The sequence below is a fragment of the Clostridium sartagoforme genome, assembly GCF_039521405.1.
GTDB classification, from domain to species: domain Bacteria; phylum Bacillota; class Clostridia; order Clostridiales; family Clostridiaceae; genus Clostridium; species Clostridium sartagoforme.
The window spans coordinates 93,268-110,661 of sequence record NZ_BAAACH010000010.1; the positions used below are offsets into that span (position 1 = coordinate 93,268).

Annotated in this window: 21 protein-coding genes, 1 pseudogene and 1 riboswitch; of the genes and pseudogenes, 6 read left to right on the plus strand and 16 right to left on the minus strand. The window is 29.7% G+C overall.

Going from position 1 to position 17,394, the window contains the following annotated elements:
* Positions 1–271 precede the first annotated feature (271 nt).
* Positions 272–1,189: a PadR family transcriptional regulator gene (locus tag ABDZ60_RS03655; RefSeq protein WP_343776112.1), complete on the plus strand. Its 918-nt coding sequence runs from the start codon at positions 272–274 to the stop codon at positions 1,187–1,189.
* A gap of 63 nt (positions 1,190–1,252) precedes the next feature.
* On the opposite strand, the gene ABDZ60_RS03660 is transcribed toward ABDZ60_RS03655, so the two are convergent.
* The 6 genes from ABDZ60_RS03660 to chrA all read right to left on the minus strand — a co-directional run bounded on the left by ABDZ60_RS03660 (position 1,253) and on the right by chrA (position 6,717).
* Positions 1,253–2,083 carry a hypothetical protein gene (locus ABDZ60_RS03660; protein ID WP_343776114.1) on the minus strand — a complete coding sequence of 277 codons (831 nt, stop codon included), beginning with the start codon at positions 2,081–2,083 and terminating at the stop codon, positions 1,253–1,255.
* Between the two features lie 24 nt (positions 2,084–2,107).
* The gene (locus tag ABDZ60_RS03665; protein ID WP_343776116.1) at positions 2,108–2,812 is read right to left on the minus strand and encodes a DUF4367 domain-containing protein; all 705 of its coding nucleotides are present in this window, start codon (positions 2,810–2,812) and stop codon (positions 2,108–2,110) included.
* Positions 2,805–3,362, minus strand: coding sequence for a sigma-70 family RNA polymerase sigma factor (locus tag ABDZ60_RS03670; protein WP_343776118.1), 558 nt, complete (start codon positions 3,360–3,362; stop codon positions 2,805–2,807). Before ABDZ60_RS03670 ends, ABDZ60_RS03665 begins: the two co-directional genes overlap by 8 nt.
* Before the next feature lie 240 nt (positions 3,363–3,602).
* Positions 3,603–4,067, minus strand: a complete 465-nt coding sequence (locus ABDZ60_RS03675; RefSeq protein ID WP_343776120.1) for a flavodoxin family protein — start codon at positions 4,065–4,067, stop codon at positions 3,603–3,605.
* A gap of 79 nt (positions 4,068–4,146) precedes the next feature.
* Positions 4,147–5,331, minus strand: a complete 1,185-nt coding sequence (locus tag ABDZ60_RS03680) for a cation:proton antiporter (RefSeq protein ID WP_343776122.1) — start codon at positions 5,329–5,331, stop codon at positions 4,147–4,149.
* A 55-nt stretch (positions 5,332–5,386) separates the two neighbouring features.
* A riboswitch (Fluoride riboswitch) is annotated at positions 5,387–5,460 on the minus strand.
* A 63-nt stretch (positions 5,461–5,523) separates the two neighbouring features.
* A complete protein-coding gene (gene chrA, locus ABDZ60_RS03685; protein ID WP_343776124.1) occupies positions 5,524–6,717 on the minus strand; it encodes a chromate efflux transporter in 1,194 nt (397 codons plus the stop codon).
* Between the two features lie 345 nt (positions 6,718–7,062).
* Between chrA and ABDZ60_RS03690 the strand changes: the two genes are divergently transcribed.
* Genes ABDZ60_RS03690 through ABDZ60_RS03700 form a run of 3 tightly spaced genes read left to right on the plus strand, consistent with a single transcriptional unit; the run spans position 7,063 to position 8,824 of the window.
* Entirely contained in the window at positions 7,063–7,371 is a 309-nt protein-coding gene (locus ABDZ60_RS03690; protein WP_016208140.1) for a PadR family transcriptional regulator, read from the plus strand.
* Positions 7,372–7,390: 19 nt separating this feature from the next.
* Positions 7,391–8,029, plus strand: coding sequence for an ABC transporter ATP-binding protein (locus ABDZ60_RS03695; protein WP_016208141.1), 639 nt, complete (start codon positions 7,391–7,393; stop codon positions 8,027–8,029).
* Between the two features lie 3 nt (positions 8,030–8,032).
* Positions 8,033–8,824: an ABC transporter permease gene (locus tag ABDZ60_RS03700; protein ID WP_016208142.1), complete on the plus strand. Its 792-nt coding sequence runs from the start codon at positions 8,033–8,035 to the stop codon at positions 8,822–8,824.
* 32 nt (positions 8,825–8,856) lie between these two features.
* Here ABDZ60_RS03700 and ABDZ60_RS03705 read toward each other — a convergent pair whose 3' ends face one another.
* The 8 genes from ABDZ60_RS03705 to ABDZ60_RS03740 form a co-directional block, all read right to left on the minus strand.
* Entirely contained in the window at positions 8,857–9,633 is a 777-nt protein-coding gene (locus tag ABDZ60_RS03705; RefSeq protein ID WP_343776127.1) for an ABC transporter permease, read from the minus strand.
* The gene (locus ABDZ60_RS03710; protein WP_343776129.1) at positions 9,634–10,395 is read right to left on the minus strand and encodes an ABC transporter ATP-binding protein; all 762 of its coding nucleotides are present in this window, start codon (positions 10,393–10,395) and stop codon (positions 9,634–9,636) included. It lies immediately after the preceding gene.
* Positions 10,396–10,512: 117 nt separating this feature from the next.
* On the minus strand, positions 10,513–10,701 hold the full coding sequence (locus tag ABDZ60_RS03715; RefSeq protein ID WP_016208145.1) for a cysteine-rich KTR domain-containing protein: 189 nt from the start codon (positions 10,699–10,701) through the stop codon (positions 10,513–10,515).
* Between the two features lie 141 nt (positions 10,702–10,842).
* A complete protein-coding gene (locus ABDZ60_RS03720) occupies positions 10,843–11,193 on the minus strand; it encodes a DUF1048 domain-containing protein (RefSeq protein ID WP_343776132.1) in 351 nt (116 codons plus the stop codon).
* Between the two features lie 9 nt (positions 11,194–11,202).
* Positions 11,203–11,550, minus strand: coding sequence for a DUF1048 domain-containing protein (locus tag ABDZ60_RS03725; protein WP_343776134.1), 348 nt, complete (start codon positions 11,548–11,550; stop codon positions 11,203–11,205).
* Positions 11,550–11,873 carry a PadR family transcriptional regulator gene (locus ABDZ60_RS03730; RefSeq protein WP_047001235.1) on the minus strand — a complete coding sequence of 108 codons (324 nt, stop codon included), beginning with the start codon at positions 11,871–11,873 and terminating at the stop codon, positions 11,550–11,552. Before ABDZ60_RS03730 ends, ABDZ60_RS03725 begins: the two co-directional genes overlap by 1 nt.
* A gap of 294 nt (positions 11,874–12,167) precedes the next feature.
* Complete coding sequence (locus tag ABDZ60_RS03735) at positions 12,168–12,689, minus strand: PadR family transcriptional regulator (protein WP_016208149.1); 522 nt, start codon at positions 12,687–12,689, stop codon at positions 12,168–12,170.
* 63 nt (positions 12,690–12,752) lie between these two features.
* Positions 12,753–13,601 (minus strand): sialate O-acetylesterase, encoded by an 849-nt coding sequence (locus tag ABDZ60_RS03740; protein ID WP_016208150.1) that lies wholly within the window; start codon positions 13,599–13,601, stop codon positions 12,753–12,755.
* Positions 13,602–13,957: 356 nt separating this feature from the next.
* Between ABDZ60_RS03740 and ABDZ60_RS03745 the strand changes: the two genes are divergently transcribed.
* Complete coding sequence (locus ABDZ60_RS03745) at positions 13,958–14,824, plus strand: AraC family transcriptional regulator (RefSeq protein ID WP_343776137.1); 867 nt, start codon at positions 13,958–13,960, stop codon at positions 14,822–14,824.
* Positions 14,825–14,965: 141 nt separating this feature from the next.
* Here ABDZ60_RS03745 and ABDZ60_RS03750 read toward each other — a convergent pair whose 3' ends face one another.
* On the minus strand, positions 14,966–15,514 hold the full coding sequence (locus ABDZ60_RS03750) for a flavin reductase family protein (RefSeq protein ID WP_016208152.1): 549 nt from the start codon (positions 15,512–15,514) through the stop codon (positions 14,966–14,968).
* A 143-nt stretch (positions 15,515–15,657) separates the two neighbouring features.
* A complete protein-coding gene (locus ABDZ60_RS03755) occupies positions 15,658–16,314 on the minus strand; it encodes a Vat family streptogramin A O-acetyltransferase (protein ID WP_016208153.1) in 657 nt (218 codons plus the stop codon).
* 566 nt (positions 16,315–16,880) lie between these two features.
* On the opposite strand from ABDZ60_RS03755, the pseudogene ABDZ60_RS03760 reads away from it, so the two are divergent.
* Positions 16,881–17,394 (plus strand): annotated as a pseudogene (locus tag ABDZ60_RS03760) (helix-turn-helix domain-containing protein); the annotation flags it as partial.

The window sequence follows — 17,394 nt, forward strand, 5'->3', positions numbered from 1 at the left end:
ATGTATTACTTACTAATTTATTAATACATATTATATCATATATTTATTACACTTCTCTATACTTTCATTACCATAACAAATTAAATCTAATCTTTGCATTGACTAGCACAAAAAATATATAATAAAGTTCATTATTTCTTACTAAAACAGTTTTTAATAAATTTTAATAGATTATTACCATACCATATATTTATATATATCAATATTTATTTGACTACACAAATAACATATGTTACTATTAACCTATGTTATTTATAAAAGAGGTGTTATTATGTCAATTAAATTTGCAATACTAGGTATATTGAGTTGGAAGCCATCAACAGGATATGAATTAAAAAAGATTTTTGAAGAATCTTCTTTCTTATACTGGTCTGGTAATAATAATCAAATTTATAAATCTCTTATTAAGATGGAAGATGAACATCTTGTTACTAGTGAAATAATACATCAAGATAATTCTCCTTCAAAAAAAATATATACTATAACCAAAGAGGGTCTTAAAGAATTAAAAGAATGGATTTCATCATCACCAGAAGCTCCTGAGATTAAAAAGACATTTTTAGTTCAACTTGCATGGGCAGACATATTAAGTGATCAAGAATTAAATGATCTTTTCTTAAAATATGAAAATGAATTGAAAGTGCAGCTAATTATGCAGGTTGAGAAAAACAAACGTGCTCTTTATTCACCTAATAGAAGTACTAGAGAAAATTTACTATGGGAAATGATATCAGAAAATATTATTTCAACTTATAATAATGAATTAAATTGGATTAGTGAAACTCGTCAAAAACTATTTAAAAATAATATCATAAAGGAGGAAGAAAAAATGAACTATAAAATTAGAGAAATAAATGATAAAAAATATATAGAATTGATTTCTGCTACTACACCTTTAAGTACGGAAAATGATGCTCTTGATTTATTGAGCTTATGTTGGGAGCATGAAGTATATGCACTTATGATTCATTATGAAGCCTTATCAGAAGATTTCTTTAACCTAAAAACTAAGGTGGCTGGTAATATGCTTCAAAAATTTATAAACTATAATTTAAAGTCTGTTGCTGTTATACCTAATGATATAATTCAAAAAGGTAGATTTAGAGAAATGGCCTTAGAAGTAAATAAAGGCAATCATTTTAGAATGTATGGAAATAAAGAAGATGCTGAAAAATGGCTTTTGAAATAATTAAGCAATAGATAGATTTGATATTACACAAATCTATCTACTGTCTTATTTTAGTTAAATATATTAACTTCTAAAGTTAGCTTTTTTTCTTTTCATAAAAATAGTGCCTCCACAAAGTACACAAATGGAAAGTATTACTACAGGTAATATTAGCCCACTAGATTTCTCCTTATCTTCATTAATTGATGTTGTAGCATAAATTTCAGCTTCATAAGAAACTTCTTGACCATCCATTATTGTTACCTGTTGCCCTTCTACAACTTTAACCATGTCTCTACCTAAAATACTATATAGATATTCAGTATTTTCTTCATTATAAGGAATAATTCCTACCTCAACATAATCTTTAAAAGGTGCTGTATGGGTAACCTCAAATCCCTTTTCAGAAATTTTATCTTTATATTGATTAAATACATATTGATTAATCTCTATCTGTTTGTTTAGTATACCTTCATCAATTTCTTCCTCTAAAACTACCGTGCTTGAAACAGAATTATCTGGTGAATCTGTAGCTGTACCTACTGTAACAACCTGTTTACCTTCAATAATTTTAACTACATCATTACCAAAAGCATTATATAAATATTCTGCATTTTCTTCACTATAAGGCATTATTCCAATTTCAATAAAATTTCCAACAACGCCAGTATTTATAACTTTAAACCCCTTATCAGAGATTTCATTAGCATGTTCTTCAAATACAAACTTATCAATTTGTTTTTGTTTCTCAAGCAAGTTATTTGCAACAGTTGGTTGCTGTCCTTGCCCACCAATTTGTTGACCTTGCCCCTCGATTTGCTGGCCTTCATCTGTATAAGCTAAAACTACAGTCGATGAAACCATTGATATAGCTATTCCAACAAATAAAGTTTTAATAAATTTTAATTTCTTCATAAATTCTACCTCCAATATTTTTTATCATTTCATTGATCTTGCAATCTTAATAGCATCCTCTTGTGTTATTAATCCTGTAATGGAGTAATTAATCCCATCTTTAGACCAATATAACTCTGTATTTATGGTATTTTCATATTTATTACTTATTAATATATTTTCCTTTAATAATCCTATTGTTCCGTTGATATCAACCTTCCCATAATTAACAAGTTCATTTTCAATTTGAATCTTTTCTTGTATAATCAAAAAAGACTTACTTTCTAAAAAATAATTAATAATAATTTTGGATGCATTTCCTTCTTCAAGGCCTGATGCAGTAATTTCTTCAATATCATAATCTTCTGGAATATAAGTAGGCACAAGAAAAGCATTTCCAAAATTTCTTTTTGCGTCATCAAAAGTATCTATAGCCCAGGATTTTTCCTCAGCATTTAATATATTTATGTTGGAATCTTCTGAGGCTGATTCAGTTTCACCAACGCTACTGATAATATTAGTATCAGAATATTCAGTTTGGATCTTGGGATTTTTTAGTGGTAAAATATGAGCTATATTTACTATTCCAATAATTAAGAGAAAACAAGCAGCTGGTATCAGTACTTTACTGATTGGCATATTATTTTTCTTTAAACTTTTTTCTAATGTCTTTTTCTTAAGATCTTCATCAACTTTTATATCTTTCATGATATCATCTGCTATATTTTTAAAGTCCCTCATTTTATTCATCCCAATCACTCCTCCCTCCTAACTTCATTTTAAGTATTTCTCTTGCTCTGTGTAATCTGCTTCTTACAGTTCCTTCAGCCACGTTCAAAATCCTACTTATTTCAATCGTATTATAGTTATGGTAGTAGTAAAGTATGATAACTTCTTTAAATCGATATGATAGAGACATTACTTCTTCAAATAAGATTTTATTCTCTTCCTCTTTAATAATTTTATTATCAATTCCAATAATTGTATTTTTCTCTTTTAATTTATCAGTAAGTAGCACCTTCTTTAGCCATGAACTACGTAACATATCTTTACATACATTAATTGTTATTCTAATAATCCATGTTTTTTCACTACTTTCACCCTTAAAACTTTCAAATTTATTGAAAACCCTAATAAACACTTCTTGGAAAGCATCCTCAGCATTCTGTAAATCTTTAAGATACATATATGATGTTCTCAATACATCATCACCATAATCATCCATTAATCTTTGAATTTCTTTTTCTATATCATGTCCTATAACCGATTTATTCTCCTTTGGTACCGAAAGGGAATCCATAAGTTACCTCCTTTCTTATGGTGCTTACATTTATTAGACGTATTAAATTATCCTTACGCTCCCAATTTATAATTTTTATTTTATATAATAACATTAATTTAAAAAAGATATTAGTAAATATTTATATATTTATTTAATCATAAGGTTTGCAGTCAATATTTTATTTTTCTTCATAACATGATTTTACTTATGTAAAAAATAATAGTGCAACAGAATAAATATTATTCTATTGCACTATTATTATATAGATACTATTTTTTTAATAAACCTTTCAGCTTCACTTAAATCTTTATAATTTGGATGTCCTTGTGCAAACTTACTCATGAATTCAAAAATTTTATTATCACTAAAATCTTTGCTAATAAAACTTCCCTTACAAGCAAAGCTACCCTTACACTTTGCTCCCTTTAATTCTAAAAGCCTAATTAACTTTTTATTATAAAACTTTTTACCAACTCCACTTGTTGAGAATACAAAAGTACTTTTTCCTTTTAAGCTCAAACTTTCAACACAACTAAATAATTGTGAAGCCATTCTTTCTTTATAGACTCCAGAGCCAAACCCAATTAAATCATAATTATCAATTATAATATCTTTAGATTCTTTTAAATTTATTAATTCAGCATTTATTTCCGTTGCAAATACTTTCGCAATTTTCTCAGTATGATTTTTGTACGCAGAACAATATATAATTACAGATTTCATAAATTATATTTCCTCCATCTAAATAAATTGTACTTTACATTATACCCTCAATTCTTTAATTATAGACTATATTAAATATCTAATTCACATTCTTAGATAGAAATTTTTTATATGTTGTATCTATAAGAATAGCACCAAGTGGAGCAGTAATTATAATAGATAGAACCGCTACAGTCAATACAATATTACCACAAGGTAAATTCATAGCTAATGGTAATCCACCGATAGCCGCTTGCACTGTAGCTTTAGGCATATATGCAAAGGCTGTAAAAACTCTCTCTTTTTTATTGAGATTAGTATTAATAAGGCAAATAAAAACTCCTATCATACGGAATAGTAAGACTCCAAAAATAAGCAAAATTGATAGTATTCCCGCATTTAATGCATAACTAATGTTAACTATTGCCCCTACAAGAACAAAAAGAAGTACTTCTGCTCCAACCCATAACTTGGAGAATTTATTTGAAAGACGTTGTGAAATTTCATATTTCTTTTGGTGAAGAGTTGCTCCCAGTGCCATTACTGAAAGCAAACCTGAAAATCCAATTGCCCCCGTCATCATATGCTCTAAAGTAATAAGTAAAAACGAAATAGAAAGAATAGTTATTACCTTTCCAGTATCCCTAATATGCACTTTAGAAAATAGCATAGATAAAAATAATCCTGTTACCACTCCACCTAATAAACCTAAGATTATTGATGTAGGAATAGTTAGAAAATGCATTGCTGTAATAGTACCACCTTGTGCTAGCCCAGTAAAAGTTGTAAAAATAACTATAACAAATACGTCATCTACAGAAGCTCCAGCCATTATCATTTGTGGAATACTCTTGCTTGTTCCATATTCACTTTCCATTAATTTAAGCATTTTTGGAACAATTACTGCAGGAGAAACTGCCGCTATAACTGTCCCCATTATGGCAGCATCCAATATAGTTATTCCCAGAAGCATAGGTGCCAGAATTAACATCCCTATTATTTCAAAACAAGCAGGTACAAAACACATTAAAATAGCTGGTCTCCCAACCTTTTTTAGATCTTTAATATTAAGATTAAGTCCTGCTCTAGTCAGGATAATAACTAAAGCTATTTGCCTTAATTCTGTAGAAATATTCAAAATTGTAGGGTCAAGTAAATTCAATACATATGGTCCAAGTAAAATACCAGTTGTTAGCATTCCAAGTAACTTTGGAAGTCTTAATGTCTCAAAAATTTTTCCTAGCACCATTCCACTTAGGAATAATAATGCAAGTGATAATAGCATATACATCTCTCCTATCTTTTTTAAGTAATAAAAAAAGCCAATGATTCTGCGATTTTAAATCACAGAAGTCATCAGCTTTACACGCGGTTTAGGTCTTAACCAAGGGAGAACTTCATTCCCATAAGATATAATACATTATTTAAGTGAATTTATCAATATATAAAAACATTATATTATTAATTTTCTTTATATCTACACGATAAATCCTGCTACTAACGTAGCTAATACAATCAACGGTGCTGGTATCTTTTTGGTGAATAAAAGTACTATAGTAATTAGCATAACAATAATATTATCAATTCTAAATCCACTCTTCTGCATTAGAATTATTGCAGAAACAGTAATTAATCCACCAGCAACAGCAGTAATCCCCTTTAAGGATATTTTAATTCCTCTAATCTTCTTTAAGCTTTCCCATATAGGATATATAAAATAAATCAAAAGAAGCCCTGGCAAAAATATTCCAATGCCACCTGCAATAGCACCTAGAACTTGTATTAGTGCACTTCCTCCTCTAGCTGCCATTCCACCTGCATATGAACTGAAACTAAACATTGGTCCAGGCAACCCCTGCACAAGTCCGAATCCAGTTAAAAATTCTTGATTGGTCATGTACTGATTTACTTCAACCAATTCACTATACATTAGTGGTACCACTACTTGTCCGCCTCCAATGACCAAATAACCATATCTATAGAAATTTTCAAATAAATGAATTATTTTATTATCCCATATAAGAGTTAAAATAAAGCTTCCTATTGCAAAAGCTCCAAATAAAATCAAATATATCCAAGGAGGACTTATTTTTACACGATTCCATAGATTTTTCTCTTTTGAGGTAATAACGCTAACAACTCCACCTAAAATTAGAACTAATGGATATATCCAAGGTTCTCGAATGAAATAAGTAGTTACTCCTCCCATTATTAATAAAATTAAAGTAATCTTGTCTGTTATCACTTTACTGCCTATTCGGTACGCAGCTATAATTATGAATCCTACTGCCATTGGTCCAATATATCGTAATCCTTCTTGAGATAAATTCATATTTCCTAGAAATTGACTTAAAAATGAAAGTAAAGTCATCAAAATAAGTACAGGTAAAGCCCATACCAGCATAGTTAGGAGTGCCAACAATGGTCCTCCAATTTTGTACCCAATAGCTACAATGGTTTGCGTACTACTTGGCCCTGGCAAAATTCCAGTTAAAGCAATAAGTTCAACTAACTCTTCTTCATTTAAATATTTTTTCTTTACAACCATCTGATCTGTAAAAACACCATAATGCGCCTCTGGTCCTCCGTATGCTCCTAAAGAGCAAATGAATACATCTTTTAGAAATATTCTCCATAAAACAGCATTTTTATTTTCTCTTTCTTTTTTCATAACGAACCTCTCCTTTCATAGAAAATTATCATATTATAAACTTAATATAAGCGAATCCATCTATTACTACATATGTGATTACCATGAATAATAAATACCATGAATAATAAATGTATGGCTAAAAACCATACTCCTATCTCATACAAAGTAACACTATAAAATAAAAGCATTATAACATAAATAATCATTCTCCTTTTAAGTCAAAATACTTTTATAAGTCCATTAAAATTAGTAATAGATAAATATAACATAATCACTTGTAATAAAAAATATTTGATGTTATAATTATATCATACTTCGATATCGGTTTTCGATATACACATTATACATTAGAGGTGAACAAAAATGCAAGATAAAATTTTAAGAAAATTTTTTCTAGGATTTATTCAAATCCATATACTTCATCATGCAAAGAAAGATCCTTTCTACGGTTCTTGGATGATAGAAGAACTTAGTGAGCATGGATATGATATGAGTCCAGGAACTTTATATCCCCTTCTTCACAGTATGGAATCAACTGGACTCTTAGAAAAAGATGAAAAATTAGTAGATGGGAAAATTAGAAAATACTATAAAATAACTGATCAAGGTGTTGAAGTTTTAGATGAGGCTAGAAAGAAAGCTTATGAATTATTCAAAGAAATAAAAGATTGATGAATGGAGAAAGATTTCTATGTTTTCACTCAAAAAAGTAATATACAAACATATTTTAGAAATTAATGACCTTAATATAAAAAGATATAAAGTTACGTGTATCGTAGGAGAAAGTGGAAGTGGAAAATCTACACTCTTACGACTTCTAAATAAGCTTATAAGCTGTGATAGTGGTGAAATATTTTACAATGGTCAGTCTTTAAATTCTATTAATTCTATAGAACTAAGGAGAAATATAGGAATGTTGCCACAGCTTCCTGTTATTTTTCCTGGAAGTATTAAAGATAACCTACTAATAGGACTTAAATTTGCAGAAAAGCCACTAGTTGATGATAAAAAACTTCGCACTATCCTAAATATAATTCATTTAAATAAAAATCTAGATGATAATGGTGATAAGTTATCTGGTGGCGAAAGGCAAAGACTTGCTTTAGGAAGATTAATTTTAATTGATCCTGACGTATTCTTATTAGATGAACCTTCGTCAGCAATGGATGAGAAAACAGAAAATATTATAATTAAAACTTTAGTTTCATACATTCAGGAAACAAATAAGACCTTGATTATGGTTACTCATTCAAAGAAAGTCGCACAGACTTACGCAGAAAATATTATAGAGATTCATCAAGGTAAAGTAATAGATATTAAGGAGGTTTAGTAAATGAATGGTGTAATCAATCTATCACTATGGCAAATGATATCGGCCTATGTATTTGTTTTAATTCTTCTGCTTATTGTTAAATTTAAAGGAATTTCAAAGGAGAAGGTAATTCTTATTTCTTCTCTAAGAATGACACTACAACTTATTATTGCAGGGTATATACTAGTTCAACTTTTTAACACCTCATCTCCTCTGTTTACTATTTTTATTTTAATTATGATGGAATTCTTTTCTGTTTATAACATCATAAAGAGAACTAAGGAAAGAATTTCATCAAAGCTTAAGCAAATAATTACTTTATCAATGATTATAGGAACCTCTTCCTGTCTATTCTACTTTTTACTTATTGTTGTACGCATATCACCATGGTATAACCCACAATACTTTATTCCGATTGCAGGTATGTTAATAGGAAATTCTATGACTGGTGTCTCTTTGTGTGTCAACCATTTAGTTGATGGAATGCAGAATCAAAAGACTTTAGTTGAAGGGGCTTTAATGCTTGGAGCAACACCTAAAATAGCTTCAAAGCAAATTGTAGATAATGCTTTTGATTCTGCAATACTACCTACCATTAATTCCATGGTTGGTATGGGAATTGTTTTTTTACCTGGCATGATGACAGGTCAAATACTGTCAGGAATCTCCCCTATTACAGCAATAGAATATCAAATTGCTATTATGCTTGGAATACTCGGCAGTGTATCATTAACTGTGATAATATTTGTTCAATTAGGATATAAAACCTTCTTTAATGATCAGAGTCAATTAATCATTGATGATTATAACTAATATTTAATAAGTCCATACTATAGATTCTAAGACTATGCCTTATTGAATTTATTTTTATATACTTTCATTGCAAATATATAAGAAACAACTATTATTCCTATACACCAAGCAAGGGCAATCCAGATATCATTTCCTACAGATTGATTTGCTAATAAATTACGAATAGCTTCTACGATAGGTGTTACAGGTTGATTTTCTGCAAAAGCACGTACTATTGAAGGCATTGTATCTGTTGGTACAAAAGCAGAACTTATAAATGGTAAAAATATGATAGGGTAAGAGAATGCCCCTGCACCATCTGGTGTTTTAGCAGAAAGTCCAGCAATTATAGCAATCCAAGTCAAAGCAAATGTAAATATCCCAAGAATTCCAAATACAGCTATCCATTCTAAAATTCCTGCTGAAGAACGGAAGCCCATTAATAATGCAACAAGTATAATAACTACTACAGAAATTCCATTGGAAATTACTGAAGTTAATACATGTCCCCATAATACTGTAGAGCGAGCAATTGGCATAGAATTAAAACGCTCAAAAATACCACGTTCTTTATCCATAAACAACCTATATGATACATATGCAATACCACTCCCAATAGCCATTAACATTATACCAGGTAATAAATAATTAATATAATTTTCTGTATTTGTTTTAATCGCACCACCGAATACATAAACAAATAATAACATCATAGCAATTGGTGTAATACAAACTGTAATAATTGTATCCATACTTCTAAAAATATGACGCATAGAACGTCCAAACATGACACTCATATCTTTTAAGAAATGTTTATTTGTTAATTTCATCTATTTTTGCCCCCTTCCACCTATTATTGATAGGAATATTTCTTCTAATGTAGGTTCTTTCTCAACATATTCAACTTTCGCAAGCGGGAATAATTTTTTTAATCCTTCTAGTGTATCTAGAGCAATAATTTTTCCGCCATGAAGAATAGCGATTTTATCTGCAAGTTGTTCTGCTTCTTCTAAGTATTGAGTCGTTAAGAATACTGTAGTTCCTGAATTCGTTAGCTCCTTTACAATCTTCCAAACTTCTAGACGTGCTTCAGGGTCTAGACCTGTAGTTGGCTCATCTAGAAAAATAATCTTTGGATTTCCAACTAAACTCATTGCAATATCAATTCTTCTTTTCATACCTCCAGAATAAGTAGATACTCTTCGATCTGCAGCTTCTGACATACCAAAACGATTAATCAACTCATCTGCTATTGAATTTTGATTTTTAAGATGTCTAAGCTTTGCTATCATTTGAAGATTTTCACGTCCAGTCAAAATTTCATCAATAGCGGCAAATTGACCAGTGAGACTGATAGAGCTTCTAATACCTCCTGAATTTTTTTCAATATCGAAACCGTTAATTACAACACTTCCAGTATCTGCTTTAAGCAAAGTAGCCATAATTTTAATCATGGTTGTTTTACCAGCTCCATTAGAACCTAGCAATGCAAAAGTCTCTCCCTGCTCCACTTCCAAATCTACTCCCTTAAGTACTTCTACATCTTTGTAAGACTTCTTTACGTCTTTAATTTGTATGATATTTTTTTTCATTTTCTTTTCCTCCTCTACATACTGTAGTAATTTTATTCAAACTTAAGTTTAATTCTTTAAATACAGCTTGATTAATTATAATAAAAAAGAGCCGATAACTGTGATTTTATTCACATGTTATCGGCTCTGCGTCTTGGCGTCTGGCTCTTTAATAACTGATATATTTAGTTGCATTACATTTATTAGGGTTTCCTGCTTACACTTTGGACAAAATAGCGGGAAATTTTTAAGTACTGTATCATCACCTATCTTGACTCTTGTTTTATTGCTACAAACCGGGCATAATATCCACTCGTATTTATTCACTCTATCCCCCCTTTTTCAATTTTATTCTTGATATCTATCATTTTAATACCTGCAAACATTAAGCTATTTTTTTAATCTTCAATCTTTGCAGGCAGTGCAAACTTCTTCCTTCATTAATTTTTCAATCATGATATTTCACTTTTACTTTATTCTATCCGTAGCCTTTCTCATTGCATTACTAACTTCTTGGTTAACAGATTCTTGATATATTTCAGCGTAAGTTTTTGAATCTTTTATTAAATCGTCACAGAAAGCTGCTACATCATTACCCGTAACTTCTAGTACTCCTTTCCCAATAAGGGCACCCTCTTCAAAAAGATCTACGATTCCAGTAAGCAAATCTGTTCCTTCATTTAGTTCAACAGGTCCGACTTTAAAGAGATATTTTTGGATTTCCTTATAAACAATTTGATAATCTTTTGGTAGGGATTTAACACGCTCCACGTGTGCTCGCCACTCCTTTTTACCTTTGATGATATCTTGTATTCCCATTTTATCCTCCTATTTGCCTAATTTTTTAGCAATATTATTATTAAGTTGTTTTCGCCATTTATCTCTATAATAATTGGTCCCTTCTTCACCTACTAATGCTAAACAGAAACCTTTAATGTTATCACCTAAAGCCTCTTGGATACTCTGACCATCAGAGGCTGTTTCTTCTAGTAGGCCAATCACACCCTCAAGAATTGGCATGAGATTGCGACCTGTGAAATCTGAGTGCTCCCAAAGATTAGCCTTAATCTTTTCCCATGCAGCTTGATAGTCAGCTGGTAGCTTTTCAGCTCTTAATTCAAAAACTTTAAATTCTTTAGTCATGTCACTTCCTGTGATTTTTTCCCAAAAGTTCATTATTTCTTCTCCTTTAATTCATTTATTTTTGATGATACGAATTCCCATCTTTCCCAGAACATCCTCAGTTCCTCACGTCCTGCATCATTCAGCTTAAAAAATTTTCGCGGAGGACCCATATCTGATGGTTTTTTTTCTATATCTACGAGTTTATTCTTCTCTAGCCTCACTAAAATGGTATAAACTGTCCCATCAACAATATCTGAAAATCCTAATGTATTTAACCTTCTGGTAATCTCGTAACCGTAGGTTTCCTCATGATTTATTATTTCAAGGACGCAGCCTTCTAGTACCCCCTTTAACATTTCTGTTATATTTTCCAAATGGTTCACCTCTTTACTATCTAGTAATACTAATATTCTGTATTACTTACTACTACTATATAGTATCACTAAGTAGTTAAAGTGTCAATACGTTATATTTAATTTATATATGTTTGATCTTATACTAAAAATAAAGAAACCTAATTTATAATTAGATCATGCAATACTTCTCTATTCTTAAATACTATTAATAACAATTGATACAAAACAAAAAAGTTCATGAAAAAAAACGGTAAATAGTATTTTCATGAACTTTCTATATTACTTTTAATTAACTTCATAACTATCTTAAAGTTAACTTTCATTTTTTATATTATTTAGCAAACCCTCAAACCATTTAACATTTACTAAATGATGAGAAAGTGAATTTTCTAACATCTTTTTAAAATAAAGTGAGATAGTTTCATTATTATTAATAGATTCTTCTAATAATAAAATCTTCTTTCTTGTTTGCTCTATTTGTATTTCTATTAATTTTGTTATCTCTTCTCTTTTATATTCATTAGCAAATAACATTGCAGCATAAAAAGATAAATTTATATAATCTGTTTTAGATCCATACTTATACATCAGGTTTTCAAATTCTTTATTTCCTAATTCAGTAATTATATAATTATGAGTCTCTCTATTATTGTCTACTTGATCAATCTTTTTAATATACTCTTTTTCTTCTAATTGTTGGAGATTATAATAAAATGATCCCTTAGTAAAACTTACTATATATTTATAGTGTCTTTTTTCCATTAATGCTAATAGTTCGTAACCGTACGATCCTGGATTTTCTTTTAATAAGCCTAGAATTAGTAATGGTATCAAAAAAACACCTCCTTTATATTTCTCATCAAAATTATATTATTAGTTATTTCATAATCATAAGATTTAATTATTGTTGATTTGCATGATTTGAGTTTGAAATTCATCATATGATATTCTACCTAATGCAAAATCCATACTTTTTATATATATTTTTTCTCCTCTGGTATTTTCTCTAGAATAATTAATATTTAACATATCATCTTCATTAATTAATGGATTTAATATATGTTTCCTATTAGAAAAGGCTTCAAAATATCGTAAACCAAATTTTCTTTGAGAAATTGCATCAATATGAATGCCATCAGGATTAGAAGTTAAACCTGATGCTGTGACAAAGTAACAATTATTTTGTTCAAAAGCAAATTTTTTTAACTCTTGATTAATAAAATTATATTCAGTACAATTTTTCCCAAACCCTTCTTTACCTAGAAAATCTCCTAATCCTCCAATAATAATCGGAATATTTGGTGCATTCAACTCCTTTCTAAGAGTATCAATAATTAAAAGTAATTTTTGGTAATATACTTTATAATTACCATTAATGCTATCACTTTCTCCTTGGTGCCATAAAATCCCTATTAATTCACTACTTTCCATAGCAAATTTAGCTTCATTTATTGCATGTCTAAAAAGTGCTTTATCTATAGCCCACTCATCCAGTGAACTTCCACCTTCAGCACAAGGAATTAATCCAATTATATCTTCTTTATTTTCACTACACCATGCATCAGCAAATGAACCTGCTAGACTTATTCCTGAAACAGGGCGGTCATAATTAATAGGCTCAGTCATCATCTGCCATCTACCATTACGTAACATTTGTATTCTCTCATTATAAATTGTTGGTACTTCATTAATAAACCCTCGCCCAGCCATATTTGACTGTCCTAACATTAAAAATGATTTAATCATTTTCTTCATCCTTCCTTTTGATGTTATTAAGCATCAAGTAAATTTTCTAAATCTAAAATAAACAAACTTTGTTATGGTCTAATTAGACTACTAACACTTAAATATTATAGTCTAATTAGACTATTTGTCAATAATATATTTGTTTACTTACTATTTTATTCTTATATCAATACTTTATATAATGTAAAAATACCCTGAATAACAGGATAAAAATTCATAATACATTTTAAAGGTATGCATGTTTATTAGGTGATATAATGTGGAAAATTATATTAAGATTCGATATTTTTTATATTAGAAAAGTCGAGCATAATAAAATCATATTTGGTACTATGTGAATATAAAAGGAGGGAAATATGTTACACGAATTAAATCATGTGATTGACTACATTGAAGATCATATAACCGATGATAACCTATCTCTTGAAATAATTTCTGAATATGCTGGAGTTTCTGACTATCACTTTAGAAAGATATTTTTCTATCTTTCAGGTTTAACCCTTAATGAATATATAAAGAACAGAAAATTATCAGAAGCAAATAAGGATTTATTAAATGGAGAAAAAGTAACAGATGTTGCTTTAAAATATGGCTATCAATCAATGGATGGATTTACTAGAGCTTTTAAAAAATGGAGTAGTTTTTTACCCTCAGATTCCATAAAAAAAGGCATAAGTAAATCATTTCCCAAACTATCATTTATAATAACTGTTAAGGGAGGAATTTCTATGGAATTTAGAATCGAAGACAAACAAGCATTTAATTTAGTAGGTGTAAGTAAACGTGTTCCTATGCAATTTCAAGGTGTAAATAACGAAATTGTAAAGCTTGCACAGAGCATAACAGACGAACAAAGAAAAGAGATGCATTCTCTTCAAAATATTGAACCTTATGAAATAATTAATGCTTCTTATGAGGCTGATGCAAATTTCTTAAAAGAAGAGGGAGATTTAACTCATCTCATAGGTGTTTTAACAACTGAAAATGAAGTAAGTAATCTATTAGAAAAGGTGCCAGTCAAAGCCTGTACTTGGGCTATATTCCCAAATGAAGGACCATTTCCTTCTACATTGCAAGAAACAATGGCAAAAATTTATTCAGAATGGCTTCCTTCTTCTAATTATGAATTAATCAACGCCCCTACTTTTTCTTTTACTAAAATGAATGAGCATAAAAAAGATTATGCTTATAGTGAAGTTTGGATTCCTGTTGCGAAAAAATAGACACTAAAAAATATACAAATAATTATAAGTGTATAAAGCGACAGAATATAGACACAGAGCCGGTAACCTAGGAGAGTATACCCTGTGGTTATCGGCTCCTTTATGAGCTTTTACGTAAAATATTATAAATGTAATATAATTTTATCTACTTCCTTTACATGTTTTAAAGATAGATCCTACTCTATTATTTAAATCAAAGTATCCTGAATCCATTAAAACTGTCGGCTTGACTTTTAGTGCGTTAGGCCTTCCGTTTTCTAAGCAATCTTTATTTGCATATACAGCAACAATCTCACCTATAAACATTGTAAAATCAAATATTGGTATAATCTGTATTACCTTACAAAGATAATTTACAGGACATTCTTTTATCATTGGTGCATTTCCTGCTTCATCATAAAATGATTCAAAAATCTCTGATTTATCTACTTTATTACCAGAAACAGTGCCGCAATAATCAGTTTTTTCAACAGCCCCAGATGACGGGATATTTACAGTGAAAAATCCATTTTCCAATACTCCACTAGTTGTACAATGAGTATTTTTCAATGAAATATAAAGTACAGGTTTTTGGCTTACAACTCCGTACGCCCCAATAGTTGCATAGTTAGGTTTTCCCTTAACAGTTGCCCCTGCCAAAACTGTAATATACGGCCCAAAAGGGATATTGGCTATCTTCTTCTTATTCATAATTGTTCTCCTATTGAAATCTTTATTTGTCGCGACAATATGAATTATAAAGTGAAAATAAATAAATTAATAGACTTTTTCTTTATTATGAATTATTATATAGATAAAGTATGCCCATTACGAGGCATAATTTATTTTTTTCTCTACTTCAAACTAGTATCTAAGGTATTATTCATTAACTTCTCTAAGCCACTCTCCGAAGTTAGCTTCTCAAGATTATTAAATATTTTCTCTTCATCCCAGTTCCACCATTGAAGCTTTAGCAAGAATTCAACCTTTTCATCACTAAATCGCTTTTTGATAAATTTAGCCGGATTTCCACCATATATTTCATATGGTCCAACACTTTTTACTACTGTTGAGTTAGAGGCAATAATTGCACCATCTCCAATTTTAACACCTGGCATAATAGTTACATTTTGACCTATCCACACATCATTGCCAATTACTGTGTCACCTTTAAAAGGAAGTTGCTCCAGTGTGGGAGTTACCTTCTCCCATCCACTGCCAAAGATATTAAATGGATAGGTTGTGATTCCATCCATTCTATGATTTGCACCATTCATAATAAATCTAATACCTTCTGCGATTGCACAGAACTTTCCTATTACTAGTTTGTCTCCCAAAAATTCGTAATGGTGCTCTATACTGTCATAAAATTTCTCTGGAGACTTTTTATTATCACTATAATAGGTATATTCACCAATCTCAACATTAGATCTTTTAGTTAAATTGCTTATATAGCAAACTGTCTTTATATTTTCATTTGGATAAAGTTTATCTTTATTAGGTCCAAGCATAAATATTCACTCCTTCTAGTTTTCTTAAACTACACATAAACATGTAAATTCAATCTATTCATAAATTAATTGACCAATCTTACCACATTCTTCTGTAAACCAGTTAAAAGTTTTTTTAATTTTATTTTAATTCTCATTTATTTCATAATAAATACTTATACGTATCTCTATCACATATAAACTTTTTATTACAACTAATCTTTACATCTATCCTGTCAACTCGACCTCATGATATCTAACGTGTCTACTTAATCTTTGGTCTTATGTCAATATCTTGGACACCAAAAGTCAGACTTTTTTTTATGCTGCACTTCTAGCTAATAATTCACATTGCTGTGGTGTGATGTAATTTAGTTATGAGTGCAGCCTTTTTCTGTTATACCATCCTTCAATATATTTAAAAATAGTCATATTAGCTTCTAAGAGGTGCGGTATATACTTCTATATATTTCTTCCTTTTTTATTGATTATAAATGATAAGATAAGAATGCAAGTAAATGATCATATAAGAATGTACAAATTAGTTTGAATAAATTATAATTACTCAAGATTTATTGGGGGTAATTATGATTATACAAACAAACATTTATTCAGAAATTAAAATAGATAAGTTAGAAGATCTTCATAAACTAAAGTCACTTATGGAGGTAAACAATTTGAAAATAAATAAAAGCCAAATAGCTAGAGAACTTGGAGTTGATCCTCGAACCGTAGGCAAATATTTAAATGGATATGTGAAACCTACCACTAGAAACTGCAAATCTAAAATAGAAGCTTTTGAGCCTATTATAAAAGAGCTCTTAGTAAAGATTCAATTCAAGTATTTTATTCTAAGCGCATTTTATGGCAATATCTTAAAGATAATCATGAACTAGATTGCGCGCAATCTTCATTTAGAAGATACATCTCTAATTTAAACAATAGAATTAATAGTACATGCCATACATTAACTGGCAAAATACCTATATTACATTTAGAAAAAGAAAAAGATTTCTTATCTGAATTGCCTAAAGAGCAGATAAGAAATCACTACAAAATAATCACCACAAGTGTTAAAGTAAATCGTCAAAGCATGATTTC

Excerpts from the sequence above, each read along its gene's own strand:
- ABDZ60_RS03655 (WP_343776112.1), top strand. The coding sequence starts at position 272 with ATGTCAATTAAATTTGCAATACTAGGTATATTGAGTTGGAAGCCATCA.
- ABDZ60_RS03660 (WP_343776114.1), bottom strand. The coding sequence starts at position 2,083 with ATGAAGAAATTAAAATTTATTAAAACTTTATTTGTTGGAATAGCTATA.
- ABDZ60_RS03665 (WP_343776116.1), bottom strand. The coding sequence starts at position 2,812 with ATGAATAAAATGAGGGACTTTAAAAATATAGCAGATGATATCATGAAA.
- ABDZ60_RS03670 (WP_343776118.1), bottom strand. The coding sequence starts at position 3,362 with ATGGATTCCCTTTCGGTACCAAAGGAGAATAAATCGGTTATAGGACAT.
- ABDZ60_RS03675 (WP_343776120.1), bottom strand. The coding sequence starts at position 4,067 with ATGAAATCTGTAATTATATATTGTTCTGCGTACAAAAATCATACTGAG.
- ABDZ60_RS03680 (WP_343776122.1), bottom strand. The coding sequence starts at position 5,331 with ATGCTATTATCACTTGCATTATTATTCCTAAGTGGAATGGTGCTAGGA.
- chrA (WP_343776124.1), bottom strand. The coding sequence starts at position 6,717 with ATGAAAAAAGAAAGAGAAAATAAAAATGCTGTTTTATGGAGAATATTT.
- ABDZ60_RS03690 (WP_016208140.1), top strand. The coding sequence starts at position 7,063 with ATGCAAGATAAAATTTTAAGAAAATTTTTTCTAGGATTTATTCAAATC.
- ABDZ60_RS03695 (WP_016208141.1), top strand. The coding sequence starts at position 7,391 with ATGTTTTCACTCAAAAAAGTAATATACAAACATATTTTAGAAATTAAT.
- ABDZ60_RS03700 (WP_016208142.1), top strand. The coding sequence starts at position 8,033 with ATGAATGGTGTAATCAATCTATCACTATGGCAAATGATATCGGCCTAT.
- ABDZ60_RS03705 (WP_343776127.1), bottom strand. The coding sequence starts at position 9,633 with ATGAAATTAACAAATAAACATTTCTTAAAAGATATGAGTGTCATGTTT.
- ABDZ60_RS03710 (WP_343776129.1), bottom strand. The coding sequence starts at position 10,395 with ATGAAAAAAAATATCATACAAATTAAAGACGTAAAGAAGTCTTACAAA.
- ABDZ60_RS03720 (WP_343776132.1), bottom strand. The coding sequence starts at position 11,193 with ATGGGAATACAAGATATCATCAAAGGTAAAAAGGAGTGGCGAGCACAC.
- ABDZ60_RS03725 (WP_343776134.1), bottom strand. The coding sequence starts at position 11,550 with ATGAACTTTTGGGAAAAAATCACAGGAAGTGACATGACTAAAGAATTT.
- ABDZ60_RS03740 (WP_016208150.1), bottom strand. The coding sequence starts at position 13,601 with ATGATTAAATCATTTTTAATGTTAGGACAGTCAAATATGGCTGGGCGA.
- ABDZ60_RS03745 (WP_343776137.1), top strand. The coding sequence starts at position 13,958 with ATGTTACACGAATTAAATCATGTGATTGACTACATTGAAGATCATATA.
- ABDZ60_RS03750 (WP_016208152.1), bottom strand. The coding sequence starts at position 15,514 with ATGAATAAGAAGAAGATAGCCAATATCCCTTTTGGGCCGTATATTACA.
- ABDZ60_RS03755 (WP_016208153.1), bottom strand. The coding sequence starts at position 16,314 with ATGCTTGGACCTAATAAAGATAAACTTTATCCAAATGAAAATATAAAG.